This is a genomic window from Burkholderia aenigmatica (assembly GCF_902499175.1).
GTDB classification, from domain to species: domain Bacteria; phylum Pseudomonadota; class Gammaproteobacteria; order Burkholderiales; family Burkholderiaceae; genus Burkholderia; species Burkholderia aenigmatica.
On sequence record NZ_CABVQC010000035.1, the window covers coordinates 71965 to 89231 of the forward strand.

Annotated in this window: 11 protein-coding genes and 2 pseudogenes; 7 read left to right on the forward strand and 6 right to left on the reverse strand. The window is 67.2% G+C overall.

Annotation, left to right across the window (positions count from 1 at the left end; genetic code table 11):
* Positions 1-46 precede the first annotated feature (46 nt).
* Positions 47-925 carry a MurR/RpiR family transcriptional regulator gene (locus BDO18943_RS24085; protein ID WP_175024326.1) on the reverse strand — a complete coding sequence of 293 codons (879 nt, stop codon included), beginning with the start codon at positions 923-925 and terminating at the stop codon, positions 47-49.
* 364 nt (positions 926-1289) lie between these two features.
* Between BDO18943_RS24085 and ggt the strand changes: the two genes are divergently transcribed.
* Complete coding sequence (gene ggt / locus BDO18943_RS24090) at positions 1290-3041, forward strand: gamma-glutamyltransferase (protein ID WP_175024327.1); 1752 nt, start codon at positions 1290-1292, stop codon at positions 3039-3041.
* A 225-nt stretch (positions 3042-3266) separates the two neighbouring features.
* Positions 3267-4595: a dicarboxylate/amino acid:cation symporter gene (locus tag BDO18943_RS24095; protein WP_043179672.1), complete on the forward strand. Its 1329-nt coding sequence runs from the start codon at positions 3267-3269 to the stop codon at positions 4593-4595.
* 29 nt (positions 4596-4624) lie between these two features.
* Here BDO18943_RS24095 and BDO18943_RS24100 read toward each other — a convergent pair whose 3' ends face one another.
* Together BDO18943_RS24100 and BDO18943_RS24105 are read right to left on the reverse strand one after the other, a co-directional pair.
* Positions 4625-5023 carry a DUF3331 domain-containing protein gene (locus BDO18943_RS24100; protein ID WP_175024328.1) on the reverse strand — a complete coding sequence of 133 codons (399 nt, stop codon included), beginning with the start codon at positions 5021-5023 and terminating at the stop codon, positions 4625-4627.
* A gap of 44 nt (positions 5024-5067) precedes the next feature.
* Positions 5068-6360 (reverse strand): NAD(P)/FAD-dependent oxidoreductase, encoded by a 1293-nt coding sequence (locus tag BDO18943_RS24105; RefSeq protein WP_175024329.1) that lies wholly within the window; start codon positions 6358-6360, stop codon positions 5068-5070.
* 148 nt (positions 6361-6508) lie between these two features.
* Between BDO18943_RS24105 and BDO18943_RS24110 the strand changes: the two are divergent.
* A pseudogene (locus tag BDO18943_RS24110) lies at positions 6509-7169 on the forward strand (TetR/AcrR family transcriptional regulator).
* 13 nt (positions 7170-7182) lie between these two features.
* Here the strand turns inward: BDO18943_RS24110 and BDO18943_RS24115 are convergent.
* A pseudogene (locus BDO18943_RS24115) lies at positions 7183-7365 on the reverse strand (LysR family transcriptional regulator); the annotation flags it as partial.
* 23 nt (positions 7366-7388) lie between these two features.
* Positions 7389-7868: a redox-sensitive transcriptional activator SoxR gene (gene soxR, locus BDO18943_RS24120; protein ID WP_175024330.1), complete on the reverse strand. Its 480-nt coding sequence runs from the start codon at positions 7866-7868 to the stop codon at positions 7389-7391.
* Between the two features lie 80 nt (positions 7869-7948).
* Between soxR and BDO18943_RS24125 the strand changes: the two genes are divergently transcribed.
* The 3 genes from BDO18943_RS24125 to BDO18943_RS24135 are packed head-to-tail and all read left to right on the forward strand — an operon-like array spanning position 7949 to position 13882.
* A complete protein-coding gene (locus BDO18943_RS24125; protein WP_175024331.1) occupies positions 7949-9175 on the forward strand; it encodes an efflux RND transporter periplasmic adaptor subunit in 1227 nt (408 codons plus the stop codon).
* A 13-nt stretch (positions 9176-9188) separates the two neighbouring features.
* The gene (locus tag BDO18943_RS24130) at positions 9189-12362 is read left to right on the forward strand and encodes an efflux RND transporter permease subunit (RefSeq protein WP_175024332.1); all 3174 of its coding nucleotides are present in this window, start codon (positions 9189-9191) and stop codon (positions 12360-12362) included.
* The gene (locus BDO18943_RS24135; RefSeq protein ID WP_043179656.1) at positions 12359-13882 is read left to right on the forward strand and encodes an efflux transporter outer membrane subunit; all 1524 of its coding nucleotides are present in this window, start codon (positions 12359-12361) and stop codon (positions 13880-13882) included. Before BDO18943_RS24130 ends, BDO18943_RS24135 begins: the two co-directional genes overlap by 4 nt.
* 60 nt (positions 13883-13942) lie before the next feature.
* Here the strand turns inward: BDO18943_RS24135 and aceE are convergent, their stop codons facing one another.
* A complete protein-coding gene (aceE, locus tag BDO18943_RS24140; protein ID WP_175024333.1) occupies positions 13943-16636 on the reverse strand; it encodes a pyruvate dehydrogenase (acetyl-transferring), homodimeric type in 2694 nt (897 codons plus the stop codon).
* Positions 16637-16809: 173 nt separating this feature from the next.
* On the opposite strand from aceE, the gene BDO18943_RS24145 reads away from it, so the two are divergent.
* Entirely contained in the window at positions 16810-17265 is a 456-nt protein-coding gene (locus tag BDO18943_RS24145; protein ID WP_043179652.1) for a MarR family winged helix-turn-helix transcriptional regulator, read from the forward strand.
* The last annotated feature ends 2 nt before the right edge of the window (positions 17266-17267 follow it).

Consider the following 17267-nt stretch of genomic DNA (forward strand, 5'->3'; position numbering starts at 1 on the left):
GGCGCGTCCAGCCTCGGTGAATGGCGCTGTTGCGCGCAGCGCCCCCTCACTCCGGCAAATCCCGCTGACTGATATCCGGCTCGCTCCCCCCGGAATTCAGAAGTTCGATCTTCTCCATCCGCTGCCGCGCCAGGTCCGGCAACTGGTTCGTCACACCGATCACGAGTGCTTCAGCGAGCGCGAGCGCCGGCACGTTGGTCTGCAGCATCGCGAACGGCTGCCCCCCGATGCGCAGCACGATCTCCGCGAACTCGCCGATAGGCGAGTGCCATTCGTCCGTGATCAGCAGCACGCGCGTGCCGAGCCGATGCGCGGCCTGCGCAAACCGAATACTGTCCCGTTGATAGCGGCGAAAATCGAAAATGACGAGCACGTCGCCGGGGCCCATGTCCGCCAACGCGACCGACGCGAGATTCACATTCGGTTCGATATACTGAACATGTGGCCGCGCGTACGCGAGCGTGAATGAAAACAGCGACGCGAGCGGCGCCGTGTAACGCCCGCCGCCGCAAAAGACACGCACATCCGGATCGGCCAGCAACGCCACGGCCGCGTCGAATGCGGCCGCATCGAGCCCGTCGATCGTGGTGGCGAGCGATTCGGACAGCCGCTGGAAAATCGCCGCATGGCTGTCGCGCATGCCCGTTTCCGAGTGGAACGCATCCATCCGCGCGAGCGGCGAATTCATCGCGGTGTCGATCTCGCCGTACAGCGCCTGCTGGAACGACGAGTAGTTGGGAAACCCGATCCGGACGACGAAGCGGAACACGGTCGGGTCGCTGACTTCCGCCTGCTTCGCAAACTGGGCGATGGGTCCGAGCCCGAGGCTGGGATAGCGATCCAGCAACGCCTGCGCAACCTTCTGTTCCGACGGCGTGAAGCTATCCATCTGGGATAACAGCAACGCCCTGATGCTCGTCCCCATCGGGCACTCCAGCTTTCTGATCTGAATGACAAACGGCAGACGGGTGTCTGCCGGCGACTCCATGCATGTTAGCCGATCGACGTGCGGCAGGCCGTGTGCAGCTCGAAATTAGAGGGACGCATCATTCGGTCGCATGGCACGTCGGTTTATGTAATGAAACAAACATACATCGAAAAGCATTCCCGGGAACGGCCGCAGTAAATTCAGTGATAACCCTAGGTTTTAGCGAAAAAAGGCGAGTGCTATGATCGCGGCCTCGCAGGAATGTATGGTTTATTACATATCGGGTTGGCAGCGTTGGCACGTGATGACGCGGTGGCGCATCCCGGCCTGGCCCGGTTTTTTTTGTCTGGAGGATTCCGTCATGAGGCGGCTCGTAGTACTCACCCTGTTGTCGGCCATGAGCGTGTGCTCGTTCGCCGCTTCGGACCCCGCGGTTGAAGCGAAGAACGGCATGGTCGTGTCCTCGCAGCATTTCGCGTCGCAAATCGGCGTCGATATCCTGAAGGAAGGCGGCAACGCGGTGGACGCCGCGGTAGCGGTCGGCTATGCGCAGGCCGTGACCAACCCGTGCTGCGGCAATATCGGCGGCGGCGGCTTCATGACCGTGCACCTCGCCGACGGCCGCGACCGCTTCATCAATTTCCGCGAGACGGCGCCGGCCGCGGCATCGGCGAACATGTATCTCGACGCGAAGGGCAACGTCATTCAGGACGACAGCCTGTACGGCTATCGCGCGGTCGGCGTGCCGGGCACGGTCGCCGGCCTCGATCTCGCGCAGCGCAAGTACGGCAAGCTGACGCGCAAGCAGGTGATGGCGCCGGCGATCCGGCTCGCGCGCGACGGCTTCGTGCTGACGCGCGCCGATACGGACATCCTCGATACGACGATCGACCGCTTCAAGACGGACCCGGATGCGGCCCGCATCTTCCTGCGGCCGGATGGCTCGCCGCTGCAGCCGGGCGATCGCCTGGTGCAGAAGGACCTGGCTCGCACGCTCGAGCGCATCGCGGAGCAGGGACCCGACGCGTTCTATCACGGCGAGATCCCGAAGATCGTCGAGGCCGCGGCCAAGAAGGGCGGCGGCCTGATCACGGCGGCCGATTTCGCGTCGTACCGCGCGCAGGACATGGCGCCGCTGACGTGTACGTATCGCGGCTACGAGTTCGTGTCGGCTCCGCCGCCGAGCTCGGGCGGCGTGACGATGTGCGAGACGCTGAACATCCTCGAAGGGTACGACATGCGCAAGCTTGGCTACCATTCGGCCGCGGCGGTTCACTACATGACCGAAGCGATGCGCCATGCGTATGAAGACCGCAACACGCTGCTCGGCGACCCGAACTTCATCGACAACCCGGTCGCGAAGCTGACGAGCAAGGACTACGCGGCGCAAATCCGCAAGAGCATCCATGCCGATACGGCAACGCCGTCGGTCGACGTGCAGCCGGGCGTCGGCGTGCACGAGAAGCCGGAGACGACGCATTACTCGATCATCGACAAGGACGGCAACGCGGTATCGACGACCTACACGGTCAACGGCCGCTTCGGCGCCGTGGTCATCGCGCCGGGCACGGGCTTCTTCCTGAACGACGAGATGGACGACTTCACCGTGAAGGTCGGCGCGCAGAACCTGTTCGGTCTCGTGCAGGGCACGCGCAACTCGATCGCACCGGGCAAGCGTCCGCTGTCGTCGATGGCGCCGACCATCGTGAAGAAGGACGGCAAGGTGTTCATGGTGGTCGGCTCGCCGGGCGGCTCGCGCATCATCACGATCACGCTGCAGACCGTGCTGAACGTGATCGACTACGGGATGACGCCGCAGGACGCGGTCACCGCGCCGCGCATCCACCACCAGTGGCTGCCCGACGAGGTCTATTACGAAACCTACGGACTGTCGCCCGACACGCTCGCGATCCTGCGCAACATGGGCTACAAGATGGTCGAGCAGACGCCGTGGGGCGCCGCCGAGCTGATCATGGTCGGCTTGCCGGGTACCGAAGCGGCGAGCCGCCAGAGTTCCGGGAACGATTCGTCCGTGTCCGGCAACGTGCGGGTCGGCTTCATCTACGGCTACAACGACCCGCGCCGTCCGGCCGGTTCGGCGATCGGTTACTGACCTGATCTGATTGCATCATGCTGAATCGCTGCCGCCGGCGTTCGCCTCCGAGCGAATGCCGTTGCGGCGGCAGTACGTCAGTTCGCGGATCTCCGCGAGCCTGACCGGCGCCGGCACCCGTGCCCGACACACCGGGCACGACCGGCTTGCCGCGCGCGCCCCCTGGCACGGCACGGGATGCGCGCCTTTCATCCGTCAACATCTTCCCGTGCGTCGAATTCCGTTATGAACAAACGAATGTCCGCGGCAGGCTGGATCCTGCTCGCGATGGCGGCCGGCATCCTGATCGGCTACATGATCTATACGCAACTGCCGGACAAGCAGGCCGCGACGGAGATCGCCGGCTACATCTCGCTGGTGTCCGACGTGTTCCTGCGACTGATCAAGATGGTGATCGGCCCGCTGGTGTTCTCGACGCTGGTCGTCGGCATCGCGCACATGGGCGACGCGTCGTCGGTGGGCCGCGTGTTCGTGAAGGCGCTCGGCTGGTTCGTCACCGCGTCGTTGATCTCGCTGCTGCTCGGGCTGCTGATGGCGAACCTGCTGCGCCCCGGCGAGAACCTCGGACTGCCGCTGCCCGATATCGGCGCGTCCGCGCATCTCGCGACGTCGAAGTTCACGCTGAAGGATTTCGTCGGTCACATGGTGCCGAAGTCGATCGCCGAAGCGATGGCGAACAACGAGATCCTGCAGATCGTCGTGTTCTCGATGTTCTTCGGCGTGGCGCTCGCGTCGCTCGGCGAACGCGGCAAGATCCTCGTCGCGGCGATCGACCAGCTCGCGCACGTGATGCTGAAGATTACCGGCTACGTGATGAAGCTTGCGCCGCTCGCGGTGCTGGCGGCGATGGCGTCGACCGTCGCGATCAACGGCCTGTCGATCCTGCTGAAGTTCGCGGTGTTCATGGGCGACTTCTACCTGAGCCTGTTCCTGCTGTGGGGCACGCTCGTCGCCGCCGGGCTGCTGTTCCTCGGCCGCCGCGTGTTCAAGCTGCTGGTGCTGATCAAGGAAGCGTTCATGCTGTCGTTCGCGACCGCGAGCTCGGAAGCCGCGTATCCGAAGATCCTCGATGCGCTCGACCGGTTCGGCGTGCGCCGCAAGATTTCGAGTTTCGTGATGCCGATGGGCTATTCGTTCAACCTCGACGGCTCGATGATGTACTGCACGTTCGCGTCGCTGTTCATCGCGCAGGCATACGGCATTCACCTGTCGCTCGGCACGCAGGTCACGATGCTGCTGATCCTGATGCTGACGTCGAAAGGCATGGCCGGCGTGCCGCGTGCGTCGCTCGTCGTGATCGCCGCGACGCTGCACCAGTTCAACATCCCGGAAGCGGGGCTGCTGCTGATTCTGGGCGTCGATACGTTCCTCGACATGGGCCGTTCGGCCACGAACGCGGTGGGCAACTCGATCGCCAGCGCGGTGGTCGCGAAATGGGAAGGCGAGCTGATGCCGGAAGCGGAAGCCGAAGCGAATGCGGCGCGGCTGGATGCGGAAGCCGAAGCGCGGATGAGCGAGGCGGTCCGCGATGCGGATCGCGTCACCACTGCCTGAAGCGGAATCCCGGGCCGAATTCCCGGCCCTCAGGCCGCCTCGGCGGGGCGGGCCGCGTCGATGCACGCGGCCAGCACCATCGCGGCGGCGTTGCCCGGCGTCGAGCCGAGCAATTGCGGCGCAAAGACACTGTCGCCGATCTCGATCGGCTGCCCCGACAGCGCGCACACGCCGCGCTTGCGCGTGGTGAACAGCCGCCACTTCTGGTAACCGTAGTGCCCCGTGCAGGCGTCGCACCATGAAATCATCACGGTGTCGGCCGTGGGCCGTTCGAGCACGCTGATGGACGGCTTGCTCGTCGCGTCCCACGACGGCAGCCGGTCGCGCGTGACGCTGCGCCGTCGCGGCACGCCCCACGAGACGGACGGCATGTCGAAGCTGCTGATCGCGGCGACGGTCACGAGCCAGGGCGCTATACGGTTGTTCATGTCAGTTTTCCTCTAAACGTTACGCGACACCGCCACGTGCGGCATCACGACAGGCGGATGCGCGGCTGTACGCAGCCGTTGATCCGTTCGGCGATCCACAGCAGGGTCGCCTTGGGAAAGCCGTGCAGCGCCTGCTGGTGCCGCCGGTAGAGCATCAGGTGGCTGAACTGCGCGAAGCGCCCCTGGATGAAGCCGCCGCGAAAGAACCCGAACTGCCCGAGCGTGCCGAACGCGTCGTAGTCGCTGATCGACACGAGCGCGCCGAAATCGTGGAACGCGAACGGCGGAATCGGCGTGCCGTCGAGCCACGCAGGCAGGTGCTTCGCGAGATGCTCGGCCTGCTGCGTCGCGACTTGCGCGGTTGGCGGCAGCGGCCGTTCGTGGCCGTCGGGCAACAGGCTCGCGCAATCGCCGATCGCGAACACGTGCTCGTCGCCCGTGGCCTGCAGCGTCGGTCCGACCACGAGCTGGTTCGCACGATTCGTGTCGAGCCCGTCGAGCGCCTGCATGAAATCGGGCGCCTTCACGCCAGCCGCCCAGACCATCAGGTCCGCTTCCGCGAACGAGCCGTCGCCGTAGTGGAAGCCGTTCGCGTCGGCTGCCGTGACGCGCGTCGACGTCAACACATGAAAGCCGATCTGTTCGAGCCGTCGCTGCGCCGATGCGGAAATCCTCGGCGGAAACGCGGCGAGGATGCGCGGGCCGCTTTCGAGCAGCGTGAGCTGCAGCCGCTCGCGCACGCTCGCGTCGCCATACGCTTGTCCCACTTCCAGCAACCGGCTCAGCTCCGCCGAGAGTTCCACGCCCGTCGCACCCGCGCCGACGATCGCGACGCGCAGTGCTTCGTCGCGCGCGACGCTGCGAAATACGCGCATCCGCAACGCTTCGTTGAAGGTCTCGGCCTGCTGCTGGCTGTCGATGAAATAGCAGTGCTCGCGCACGCCCGGCACACCGAAATCGTTGGCCTGGCTGCCGAGCGCGAGGATCAGCACGTCGTATTCGAGTTCGCGCGCGTCGAGCATCAGCTCACCGTCCTGCGCGCGGATCTCGCCGAGCTGCACGCGGCGGCGTGCGCGATCGAGCCCCTTCAGTTCGCCGGGCTGGTACGTGTAGCCGTGGTCGCGTGCATGGGCGAGGAAGATCACCTGCTGCTGCTGGACGTCGCGCGTACCGGCCGCGATCGTGTGCAGCATGGGTTTCCAGATGTGGGTCGGGCTGCGGTCGACGACGGTGACCTGCGCGCGCCCGGACCGGCCGAGGCGCTCGCCCAGGCGGGTGGCGAGCTGCAGTCCGGCGATCCCGCCGCCGACGATGACGATGCGTGTAGGGGTTGTCATGTATAAATCATCACGTGATGAATAAGGTATGATCCTAGCGCTTCCCGGCTTCGCGTGTCAACGGAGTGGGGCAGGTCACCCGGTTTCGGCGGCGCTCAAGCGGGGCCGGAACAGGGGCATTCGAATCATTCAAGGAGAGCAGGAGAACGTGGCTGAAGTCACTGAGCGCGCGCCGGCCAAGCGGCGTATGCGAGGGCGGCCGCTGGCCGGGGCGTCCGTCGGTCCGGACGTGATACTGCGGGCCGCGCGCCGCGCGCCGCACGTTCGCGAGGCGTGGCTATGACGCAACGAGCGTGCGCGAAGTCGCGCGCGAGCTGGGGGTCGACGCGGCGCTGATCGCGCACCATTTCGGGACGAAGGAAACGTTGTGGCTGGCGGTCGTCGAGCAGATCGCCGAGCTGGCCGTGCCGATGTTCGATGCGATGCGCGCGCTGCGCACGTCGCCGCTGCCGCATCGCGACCGCGTGCGGCGCGCGATCGAGCTGTGTGTCGACCACGAGTTCGACGAGCCTGACATGGGCATGTTCTTCTCGACGGCGGCGACCGAAGTGGGCGGGCGGCTCGACCGGCTGCAGGAGCAGATCGTGCGCCCGTATTACGACGTGATGTTCCCGCTGCTGTCGGATGCGGTGGAGGCCGGCGTGATCCGCCCGGTCGAGCCGACGGTGCTGTTCTTCATGATCGCGAGCGCGATCGGCACGACTGTGTCGTACAGTCACATGATGCTGGAGTACACGTCGCTGCCCACGCAGCCGGACGCGTTCCGGAAGGCCGTGGTCGACGTCGCGTTCAACGTCGTCGGCGGCTGAGCGCCGCGCGCGGTCACACCGCCAGCACCAGCCCCAGTTCGCGCACCGCACTTCGCGCGGTCTCGCGCAATGCATCGACGAGCGGCGATGGCGTCCGGTACGCGATCGCCAGCTCGTACGCGAGCGGGCTGCCCGCATCCTTCAGTTCGCGGAACGTAATACCTTGCGGTTGCATCGGCACGAACAGGCGCGGCATCGCACACCGCGCCCGTCTGCCGGTCATTCGAGGTCCGGGGGCGGCGGGTCGCCGAGCCAGCGCCGCGCGCCGGGCCCGTTGCGACCCGCACGGTCTTCCGGGTTCGTCAGCTTGCAGCGTTTCAGCGACAGGCAGCCGCAGCCGATGCATTCGTCGAGGCTGATGTAGAGCCGCTGCAGCTCCTCGATCCGGCTCGCGACCCGCTGCTTCCAGCCGCGCGACAGCCGCTGCCAGTCCTTGTTGCTCGGCGCGGTGTCCTCGGGCAGGCTGACGAGCTGCTCGGCAATTTCGTCGAGCGTATAGCCGATCTTCTGCGCGAACACGATGAACGCGATCAGCCGCAGCACCGCGCGTGAATAGTGGCGATGGCTCGAGCCGTTGCGGTGCGACTTGATGAGCCCGCGCGTCTCGTAGAACCGCAGTGTCGACGCCGGCACGCCGCTGCGCGCGGCCACTTCGCGAATCGACATCAGCGGCCATTGCGGGATTTCCTGGATACCCATGTTGCCCCTCCGGGAAAACTTGACTTGAAGTTAACTTCAACTTTTATGCTACGCGGCAGTTTAACCCGTCGCGAGGCATCATGCTCTCCTTATCCCTACGCAGGACGTCGCCTTTGGGCGCGGCCTGTGCACTGCTGCTGGCGTTGTCGGGCTGTCACGACGGCAAAGGCACGTCGTCGGCCCAATCCCTTCCCGAAGTCGGCGTCGCCACGATCGCGCCGCGCACGATCCGCCTCGCGGACGAATTCAACGGACGCGTCGAAGCGGTCGACGCGGTCGAACTGCGGCCGCGCGTGAGCGGCTATCTGCAACGCGTCGCCTACAAGGAAGGCGATCTGGTCGCGCAGGGCGCGCTCCTGTTCGAGATCGACCCGCGCCCGTACCGGATCGCACTCGATCGCGCGAATGCGCAGCTGCAGCGGGCCCGCGCGGCCGCGAGCCTCGCGAACGTGCAGCTCAAGCGCGTGCAGACGCTGATCGATGCGCATGCGACGTCGCAGGAAGAGCTCGACAACGCGCGCGCCACGGCCGAGCAGGCGCGTGCCGACCTGCAGGCGGCCGACGCGGCCGTCGCCGATGCGAAGCTCAATCTCGGTTTCACCGAAGTGCGGGCGCCGATCGCGGGCCGCGTCGGCCGCGCGGTCGCTACCGTCGGCAATCTGGCGCGCGCGGACGACACGCTGCTGACGACCGTCGTGTCGCAGAACCCCGTCTACGTGTATTTCGACTGCGACGAACAGAGCTACCTGCGCTACAACGCACGGCGTGCCGATCCGAAGCACCGTGCGATCGGCGCCGATCCGGTGCGCGTGGGCCTCGCGAACGAGACGGGTTTCCCGCATGCCGGCACCGTCGACTTCCTCGACAACCGGCTCGACCCGCAAACGGGCACGATCCGCGCGCGCGTGCGGCTGCCGAATGCGGACCATACGTTTACGCCGGGCCTGTATGCGCGCGTGCAGCTCGTCAGCGGCCGCGATCAGGATGCACTGCTCGTCGACGACAAGGCCGTGCTTACCGACCAGGACCGCAAGTACGTGTATGTGATCGGACCCGGCGACAAGGCGATGCGCCGTGACGTGACGATCGGCCGCGGGCTGGACGGCGAGCGGATCATCGAGAAGGGGATCCAGGCGGGCGACCGCGTGGTCGTGGACGGCATGCAGCGGATCTATTATCCGGGCGCACAGGTGAAGCCGAAGGCACTGCCTGCGCGCGCCGACGCCGGTGCCGGCAATGGCGCGGGTAACGGCGCAGGCAACGGCACGCAGGCCGTCGCCGACGCCGGTGCGCCGGCCGCGCAGTGACGGGAGACAGGTCATGGATTTCTCCCGATTCTTCATCGACCGGCCGATCTTCGCGGTCGTGCTGTCGATCGTCATTTTCGCGATCGGCCTGATCTCGATTCCGATGCTGCCGGCCGGCGAGTACCCGGAAGTCGTGCCGCCGAGCGTCGTCGTGCGGGCGACGTACCCGGGCGCGAACCCGAAGGAAATCGCCGAATCGGTCGCCGAACCGCTGGAAGAGGCGATCAACGGCGTCGAAGGCATCATGTACATGAAGTCGGTCGCCGGTTCCGACGGCAGCCTGCAGGTCGTCGTCACGTTCCTGCAGGGCGTCGATCCCGACACGGCCGCCGTGCGCGTGCAGAACCGCGTGAGCCAGGCGCTGTCGCGCCTGCCCGACGAGGTGCGCCAGTACGGCGTGACCACGCAGAAGCAGTCGCCGACGCCGCTGATGTACGTGAGCCTCTATTCGCCGGACAACAGCCGCGATTCGCTGTACCTGCGCAACTACCTGACGCTGCATGTGAAGGACGAGCTGTCGCGGCTCACCGGCATCGGCGACGTCGGCGTGTACGGCTCGGGCGACTACGCGATGCGGCTGTGGCTCGACCCGAACCGGCTCGCGTCGCGCGGGCTGACCGCGAGCGACGTGATTGCCGCCGTGCGCGAGCAGAACGTGCAGGTGTCGGCCGGCCAGCTCGGCGCCGAGCCGTCGCCGAAGAAAAACGACTTCCTGCTGTCGATCAACGTGCGCGGCCGGCTGCGCACGGCGCAGGAGTTCGGCGACATCGTGCTGCGCAACGGCGGCGACGGCCAGGTCGTGAAACTGTCCGACGTCGCGCGCATCGAGCTCGGCGCGGGCGATTACACGTTGCGCTCGTATTTCAACAACAAGCATTCTGCCGTGGTCGGCATCTTCCTGTCGCCGGGCGCGAACGCGCTCGAGGTCGCGAAGGCCGTGTACGCGAAGTTCGACGAACTGTCGAAGCGCTTCCCGCCCGGCGTCGCGTTCCGACCCGTGTGGGATCCGACCGTCTTCGTGCGCGAATCGATCCGCGCGGTGCAGCACACGCTGATCGAGGCCGTCGTGCTGGTCGTGCTCGTCGTGATCCTGTTCCTGCAGACCTGGCGCGCGTCGATCATCCCGCTCGTCGCGGTGCCCGTGTCGGTGGTCGGCACGTTCGCGTGGCTCTATCTGCTCGGCTATTCGATCAACACGCTGACGCTGTTCGGGCTCGTGCTTGCGATCGGGATCGTCGTCGACGATGCGATCGTGGTGGTCGAGAACGTCGAGCGCAACATCGCTCAGGGGCTGAGCCCGCGCGACGCCGCGCACCAGGCGATGCGCGAGGTGTCGGGGCCGATCGTCGCCATCGCGCTCGTGCTGTGCGCGGTGTTCGTGCCGATGGCGTTCATGTCCGGCGTCACGGGCCAGTTCTACCGGCAGTTCGCGGTGACGATCGCGATCTCGACGGTGATCTCCGCGATCAACTCGCTGACGCTGTCGCCCGCGCTCGCCGCGAAGCTGCTGCGCCCGCACGGCGCGCCGAAGGATGCGCTCACGCGGGGGCTCGATCGCGCGTTCGGCTGGCTGTTCCATCCGTTCAACCGCTTCTTCGACCGCAGTTCCGATCGCTATCACGGCTTCGTTGGCCGCACGCTGAAGCGGCGCGGCGTGGTGTTCGCGGTCTATACGGCGCTGCTCGCGGCGACCGCGCTGCTGCTCAACGCGGTGCCGGGCGGCTTCATCCCCGTGCAGGACAAGCTGTACCTGTTCGCGGGCGCGAAGCTGCCGGAAGGCGCATCGCTCGCGCGCACCAGCGAGGTGACCGAGCAGATGACGAAGATCGCGCTCGGCACCGACGGTGTCGAGATGGTGCCGGCGTTTGCCGGGCTGAATGCGCTGCAGGGCGTGAACACGCCGAACATCACGAACTCGTACGTGATCCTGAAGCCGTTCGATCAGCGCCACCGCAGTGCCGCGCAGATCAACGCGGACCTGAACGCGCGCTTCGCGGCCATCGGCGGCGGCATTACCTATGCACTGATGCCGCCGCCGATCCAGGGCCTCGGCAACGGCTCGGGGTATTCGCTGTACCTGGAGGATCGCGGCGGGCTCGGCTACGGCGCATTGCAGAACGCGCTCACCGCGTTCCAGTCCGCGGTCGCGAAGACGCCGGGGATGAGCTACCCCGTCAGCTCGTACCAGGCGAACATCCCGCAGCTCGAGGTGAAGGTCGACCGCTTGAAGGCGAAGGCGCAGGGTGTCGCGCTGACCGACCTGTTCAGCACGCTGCAGGTTTATCTCGGCTCGATGTACGTGAACGACTTCAACCTGTTCGGCCGCGTGTACCGCGTGATGGCGCAGGCGGATGCCGGCCACCGGCAGACGGCCGCCGACATCGCGAACCTGCGCACGCGCAATGCGAAGGGCGAGATGGTGCCGATCGGCTCGATGGTGACGGTGGCGCCCGCGTACGGGCCCGACCCGGTGGTGCGCTACAACGGTTATCCGGCCGCGAACCTGATCGGCGACGCCGATCCGAAGGTGATGTCGTCGTCGCAGGCGATCGAGAAGCTGCAGCAGATCGCGAAGGACGTGCTGCCGCCGGGCATCACGCTCGAATGGACCGACCTCAGCTACCAGCAGGTCACGCAGAGTAACGCGGCGATCGTCGTGTTCCCGCTCGCGGTGATGCTCGTGTTCCTCGTGCTTGCCTCGCTGTACGAGAGCTGGACGCTGCCGCTCGCGGTGATCCTGATCGTGCCGGTGTGCATCTGCGCCGCGCTGTTCGGCGTGTGGCTGTCCGGTGGCGACAACAACGTGTTCGTGCAGGTCGGTCTGGTCGTGCTGATGGGGTTGGCGTGCAAGAACGCGATCCTGATCGTCGAGTTTGCACGCGAGCTCGAAATCCAGGGCAAGGGCGTGATCGAGTCCGCGCTCGAAGCGTGCAAGCTGCGGCTGCGCCCGATCGTGATGACGTCGGTCGCGTTCATCGCGGGCTCGGTGCCGCTGCTGATCGGCGGCGGCGCGGGCAGCGAAGTGCGGGCGGCCACCGGCATCACCGTGTTCGCGGGGATGCTGGGCGTCACGCTGTTCGGGCTGTTCCTGACGCCCGTGTTCTATGTGGCGATCCGCAAGCTCGCGGGCGGCACACCGGCCGTGTGGAGCGAACACCACGGCACCCTCGAAGGAGAAAACCGATGAGCGCCGCTTTTCGTCTTTCCGCGCTCGCGATGTCGGTGACGCTCGCCGCGTGCGCGGTCGGCCCCGATTTCAAGCGGCCCGACACGGCCACGACCGCGCGGTTCGCGCGCGACGCGCATCCGGCGTCGCCGCGCGATGCGTCGCCGTCCGGTACGACGCCGGATACGCCGCCCGACGCGTCGGCCGATGCCGATGCCACGTTCTGGCGCGGCTTCGGCGATCCGACGCTGACGCAACTGATCGACACGGCGCTCGCGGCGAACCAGGACCTGCAGGTCGCCGTGTCGCGCTACGACGCATCGAATGCGCTGCTGTCGCAGGCCACGTTCGACCGCTACCCGACGATCACCGCGAGCGGGAAGATCGGCCATCAGCTGATGAGCAAGGATCAGGCATTCGGCGCGCCGCGCAGCCAGCGCGATACGCCGACGTCCAGCGTCGGGATCAATGCGGCGTGGGAACTCGACCTGTTCGGCCGCGTGCGCCGGTCGATCGAGTCGCAGCGTGCGGAAACGGCCGCCAGCGCGGCGGACGTGCGCGCGGTGCGGGTCGCGATCGCCGGCGAGGTGGCGAGCACGTACGTCGATCTGCGCGGCTCGCAGGAGCGGCTGCGGATCGCGCGCGAGAACGCCGACAACCAGAAGCAGACGCTCGCGCTGATCAATGCGCGCGTCGGCGCGGGGCGCGGCTCCGAACTCGATGCGGCGCGGGCGCGTGCGCAGTACGAATCGACGACGTCGCGGATCGCCGTGTACGAAGCGGCGATCGGCGTCGACGAGCACCGTCTCGCGGTGCTGACCGGGCAGACACCGGACGCGCTGATCGGCCGCTTCGATCTGCCGAAGGCAGCCGCGTCGGCGGGCACGCCCGTGCCGCTGCCGGCGCTGGCCGCCGACATCGATCCCGGCACGCCGGGCGACCTGCTGCGGCGGCGGCCCGACGTCGCGGCCGCCGAGGCGCGGCTGCACGCGGCGACCGCGCGCGTCGGCGTCGCGACGGCCGACCTGTTCCCGCGCTTCACGCTGTCGGGCCTGCTCGGCAGCGCGACGAGCAGTTACGGGTTCTTCCGCGCGGGCAGCGACACGAACCTGATCGCGCTCGGCATCGACTGGTCGTTCCTTGATGTCGGCCGCGTGCGTGCGCGGATCGCCGCGAGCGATGCGGAAGCGGCCGGGCAACTCGCGCAGTACCGGCAGACCGTGCTCGGGGCGCTGGAGGAAACGGAGAATGCGTTGCTGCGCGCCGCCCGCACGCGTGACGAGACGGACCATCTCGTGCGGGCCGCGACCGACAGCGCGCGCGCCGCGCAACTGGCGCAGGCGCGTTTCTCGGCGGGGGCGATCGACTACTACGAAGTGCTCGACGCGCAACGCACGCTGCTGCAGGCGCAGGATGCGGCGGCCGACGGGCGGATGCGCAGTGCGGCGTCGACGGTGGCGCTGTACAAGGCGCTGGCGGGCGGCTGGCCGTCGGGAACGGGACAGGGCCCGCAAGGCCCGCTCGCGCAGTCGGGGCAGTAGCGCGGGCAGGGCGGTGGCGCGGCAGGCTGGCGCAATCCTGCCTGCCGCGCCACCGCATGACTACACGCTGGCCGGATCGACCTTGTCGATGTCGATGCCGTAGCGCCGGATGGCTTCGCCGACGCGTGCACGCGGAATCGCACCGTCGTCGGCGAGTGCCTTCAGCGCCGCGATCACGATGAAGTGCCGGTCGACCTCGAAGAACGTGCGCAGCGCGTCGCGCGTATCCGAGCGGCCAAAGCCGTCGGTGCCGAGCGACACGAAGCGCCGGCCGTCGACGAACCCGCGGATCTGGTCGCCGACGATCTTCATGTAGTCGGTCGCGACGACCACCGGCCCCGTGCGGCCGTCGAGGCATTGCTGCACGTATGGCACGCGCGGCGCCTGATCCGGATGCAGCAGGTTCCAGCGTTCCGCCGCAAGCCCGTCGCGGCGCAGCTCGTTCAGGCTCGTCGCGCTCCACACGTCGCTCGTCACGCCGAAGTCCTGCGCGAGCAGGTCGCTCGCCGCGAGCACTTCGCGCAGGATCGCGCCGCTGCCCATCAACTGCACGCGCGGTACGTGCTGCATATCGGCCGCCTGTGACGTGCCTTCGCGCAGCAGGTAAAGCCCCTTGAGAATGCCGGCCTCCGCGCCGTCCGGCAGCGCCGGATGCGGGTAGTTCTCGTTGAGCAGCGTGATGTAGTAGTACACGTCCTCCTGTTCCGCGAACATCCGCCGCAGGCCGTCGCGCACGATCACCGCGAGTTCGTACGCATAGGTCGGGTCGTACGACACGCAGTTCGGAATCACCGACGACAGCACATGGCTGTGCCCGTCGTCGTGCTGCAGCCCTTCGCCCATCAGCGTCGTGCGGCCGGACGTCGCGCCGAGCAGGAAGCCGCGCGTACGCGCGTCGCCGGCGGCCCACGCGAGATCGCCGACGCGTTGCAGCCCGAACATCGAATAGAAGATGTAGAACGGGATCGCCGGCAGGCCGTGGTTGCTGTACGCAGTGCCGGCTGCGATCCACGATGCGATCGCGCCCGATTCGTTGATGCCTTCCTGCAGGATCTGCCCGTCCTTCGCTTCCTTGTAGTAGCTGAGCTGGCCCGCGTCCTGTGGCGTGTAGAGCTGGCCGAGATGCGAGTGGATGCCGATCTGGCGGAACAGGCCCTCCATCCCGAACGTGCGCGATTCGTCCGGCACGATCGGCACGACGAGCTTGCCGAGCGCTGGATCCTTCAGCAGCGTGCCGAGGATGCGCACGAACGCCATCGTCGTCGACAACCCGCGCTCGCCGCTGTCCTTGAGCTGACCGTCGAACGCGGCGAGCGGCGGCACCGGCAACGGCGCCACCTGGCTGAAGCGGGCCGGCACGTGGCCGCCGAGCGCGGCACGGCGCTCCGCGAAGTAGCGTGCCTCGGCGCTGCCCGGTTCGGGTTTCAGGTAAGGCAGGTCGTCGAGTTGCGCGTCGCTGACCGGCAGCGCGAAGCGGTCGCGGAACGCGCGGACGGCGTCCGCGCTCATCTTCTTCAGCTGATGGTTCACGTTCTGGCCTTCGCCGGCTTCGCCCATCCCGAAGCCCTTGACCGTCTTCGCGAGCACGACGGTCGGCCGTCCGTCCGCGCGCATCGCCTGCGCATAGGCCGCATGCACCTTTTCCGGATCGTGGCCGCCGCGCGCCAGTTTCCAGATGTCGTCGTCGGACAGATCGGCGACGAGCTCGAGCAGTTCGGGATACTTGCCGAAGAAATGCTCGCGCACGTACGCGCCGCTCTGCGACTTGAAGGTCTGGTAATTGCCGTCGACGCATTCCATCATGCGCTGGCGCAGCAAGCCCGTGGTGTCGCGTTCGAGCAGGCGATCCCAGCCGCCGCCCCAGATCACCTTGACGACGTTCCAGCCCGCCGCGCGGAACGTGCCTTCGAGTTCCTGGATGACCTTGCCGTTGCCGCGCACCGGGCCGTCAAGGCGCTGCAGGTTGCAGTTGACGACGAAGATCAGGTTGTCGAGCCGTTCGCGTCCCGCGAGCGAGATCGCGGCGAGCGATTCGGGCTGGTCCATTTCGCCGTCGCCGAGAAAGGCCCACACCTTGCGCCCCTGATGCGCTTTCAGCCCGCGATATTCGAGGTAGCGCATGAAGCGCGCCTGATACGCGGCCGTGAGCGGCCCGAGCCCCATCGATACGGTGGGGAATTGCCAGAAATCGGGCATCAGGCGCGGATGCGGATACGACGACAGCCCGTCGCGTCCCGCTTCGCGGCCGGTCTCGCGGCGGAAGTAGTCGAGCTGCGCGTCCGTGATGCGGCCTTCCAGGTACGCACGGCCATAGATGCCGGGCGCCGAATGTCCCTGGATGTAGACCATGTCGCCGTCGAAGGTGTCGGTGCGGCCGCGGAAGAAGTGATCGAAGCCGACGTCGTATAGCACCGCGGCCGACTGGTAGGTCGCGATGTGCCCTCCGACGTTCGAATGCCGGCCCGCGCGCAGCACCATCACCATCGCGTTCCAGCGGATCATCGCGTTCAGGCGCCGTTCGAGCGCGAGATCGCCCGGATAGGCCGGTTGCCGTTCACGCGGCACCGTGTTCACGTACGCGGTCGTCACGCGGCCGTGCAGGTCGCCGTGGCGCGCCGCGTCGAGGTCGGCAAGCTGGTCGAGCAGGTAGTGCGCGCGCGGGCGGCCTTCGAGCGCGATCACGGATTCGAGTGCATCGAGCCATTCGCGGGTTTCCTGCGGGTCGATGTCGGGTAGCGCGAGAGGTGCGGTCATGCAGTGTCTCCAGAAGCATAAGGCTGCGCGGGGCGACGGTCGTGGCGCCGCGACGCGCGACGGAACGCCCGCCGATCGGCGGGCAGATAGTTGCAATTGCAATCGTGTGAGGGCAATTGTTATCGAGGTAGAATTTAATTGCAACTGCAATTCAACGAGAGGAACGACCTGACATGAGCGCACCCGAACCCGATCTGTGGTTCTCGTTCGTCCGCGCGCACCGGACGATGATTCGCGAGATCGAGCGCCGCCTCGCGGCGGCCGGCCTGCCGGCCTATGCGTGGTACGACGCGTTGTGGGGGCTCGAAAGCGGGCCCGACGGCACGCGCCGCATGCACGAACTTGCCGACGTGCTCGCGATCGAGCGTTACAACCTGACGCGCCTCGTCGACCGGCTCGAGCAGGAAGGGCTTGTCACGCGCGCCCGTTCGGCGGACGACGGCCGTGCCGCGTACGCGAGCATCACCGACAAGGGGCGGGTGCTGCGCAAGAAGATGTGGAAGGTGTACCAGTCGACGGTCGCGGAGCTCTTCCTCGATCAGTTCGGCGGCAAGGAGCAGGCGGCGATGGCCGCCGCGCTCGACCGCGCGACCGCCGCGGCGCGCGACGCGGCGGCCGACGCGAAGTAGCG

What these genes read in the sequence shown, in the direction of transcription:
- BDO18943_RS24085 (WP_175024326.1), bottom strand. Translation starts at nt 925, where the DNA reads ATGGGGACGAGCATCAGGGCGTTGCTGTTATCCCAGATGGATAGCTTC.
- ggt (WP_175024327.1), top strand. Translation starts at nt 1,290, where the DNA reads ATGAGGCGGCTCGTAGTACTCACCCTGTTGTCGGCCATGAGCGTGTGC.
- BDO18943_RS24095 (WP_043179672.1), top strand. Translation starts at nt 3,267, where the DNA reads ATGAACAAACGAATGTCCGCGGCAGGCTGGATCCTGCTCGCGATGGCG.
- BDO18943_RS24100 (WP_175024328.1), bottom strand. Translation starts at nt 5,023, where the DNA reads ATGAACAACCGTATAGCGCCCTGGCTCGTGACCGTCGCCGCGATCAGC.
- BDO18943_RS24105 (WP_175024329.1), bottom strand. Translation starts at nt 6,360, where the DNA reads ATGACAACCCCTACACGCATCGTCATCGTCGGCGGCGGGATCGCCGGA.
- soxR (WP_175024330.1), bottom strand. Translation starts at nt 7,868, where the DNA reads ATGGGTATCCAGGAAATCCCGCAATGGCCGCTGATGTCGATTCGCGAA.
- BDO18943_RS24125 (WP_175024331.1), top strand. Translation starts at nt 7,949, where the DNA reads ATGCTCTCCTTATCCCTACGCAGGACGTCGCCTTTGGGCGCGGCCTGT.
- BDO18943_RS24130 (WP_175024332.1), top strand. Translation starts at nt 9,189, where the DNA reads ATGGATTTCTCCCGATTCTTCATCGACCGGCCGATCTTCGCGGTCGTG.
- BDO18943_RS24135 (WP_043179656.1), top strand. Translation starts at nt 12,359, where the DNA reads ATGAGCGCCGCTTTTCGTCTTTCCGCGCTCGCGATGTCGGTGACGCTC.
- aceE (WP_175024333.1), bottom strand. Translation starts at nt 16,636, where the DNA reads ATGACCGCACCTCTCGCGCTACCCGACATCGACCCGCAGGAAACCCGC.
- BDO18943_RS24145 (WP_043179652.1), top strand. Translation starts at nt 16,810, where the DNA reads ATGAGCGCACCCGAACCCGATCTGTGGTTCTCGTTCGTCCGCGCGCAC.